The sequence below is a fragment of the Pseudoalteromonas sp. NZS37 genome, assembly GCF_015864265.1.
In the GTDB taxonomy this organism is placed as follows: domain Bacteria; phylum Pseudomonadota; class Gammaproteobacteria; order Enterobacterales; family Alteromonadaceae; genus Pseudoalteromonas; species Pseudoalteromonas arctica.
On sequence record NZ_JADYXL010000047.1, the window covers coordinates 1 to 1140 of the forward strand.

At 59.9% G+C, this 1140-nt stretch carries 1 protein-coding gene; it reads right to left on the reverse strand.

Features of this window, described 5'->3' with window-relative positions; translation table 11 throughout:
• Positions 1-17: 17 nt before the first annotated feature.
• Positions 18-1140, reverse strand: a 1123-nt coding sequence (locus I6F47_RS20305; protein WP_197184458.1) for a DEAD/DEAH box helicase, incomplete at its 5' end; no start/stop codon positions are given.

A 1140-nucleotide genomic window follows, 5' to 3' on the forward strand; every position in this document is an offset into this window, starting at 1 on the left:
GGGGGTTGTGAGGGGTTTTAGCGGGAAATTTTCATGGCTTCCATGAGAGCGTCTTGGATGGAGGCTTTTGTGCGCAGGCGCTTCACGACAACCTCTTCCAGCGTTCCGGCCGCAATGAGCCGATGGACGTACACCGGGCGGTTGTACCCGCTCTGCGCCTGGCGGGTGGGGCCCAGGCGCTCGACCATCTGCGCGCTGGCCTCAAGACTCCAGTTGCTGGAGAAGAAACACAGAATGTTGCTTCCGTGCTGGAGACTCAACCCGTGGCCGGCGCTTTGTGGGTGGGCCACGAGCATTTGAATCTCACCCGCGTTCCAGCGGTCGATGATCTTCGGGTCGGCGCCGAGGTGCACAGCCTTGGGGAACGCCTTCAAGATGCGCGCCAGGTCGCTCTTGAAGTGGTACGCACAGAGCACTGGCATGCCTGCTGCCTCTTCGACCACGCTCTGCAGCGCCTCGATCTTGGCGTCGTGCACCAGCGACCATGCGCCGTCAGCGTCGGTGTAGAGCGCGCCAGAAGCGATTTGTAAAACCTTCTGCGAGAGGGCTGCCGCGCTGAAGGCTTCGATGGGCTTGCCTTCCAGCTCCACGAACATTTCTTGCTCCATTTTTTTATAGAGCTTCATGGCGGCCGATGGCATCTCAACCTTGATGTCGTTCTCGATGAGTTCGGGTAAGTCAAAGTAGTCGCGCGCCTCCAGCGCGATGGTGATGTCTTTGATGGCTGCGCGAATTTGTTCGTCCGCAAAAGGTAGCGGTTCAATCTGTTGCTTCTGCGGGTCGCTTCCCGGGCGGGCGCGGAACCAGCGGTGGCTGAAGGCAGTGAAACTGGTTCCGAGGCGTCGGCCGGAATCCAAGAAAAAATACTGCGCCCACAAATCTTCCAGGCCATTCGGAGCGGGCGTGCCAGACAGGCAGATGAACCGAGTGGCGCGGGTCAACGCGACGCGGGCCAGGGCTTTGGCGCGCTTGCCCCCTTGGCCGGTGAGAAACTTCTTGCCGGACTTGCTCGTCTGGATGCTGACGCGCAGGCTCTTGAGTTTCGTGCTTTCGTCACAGACGATGCAATCGAACGACCAGTTGGCGCCGTGGTACTCCACCAGCCATTCCAGCACGTCGTAATTTGCCGTAACGATCACC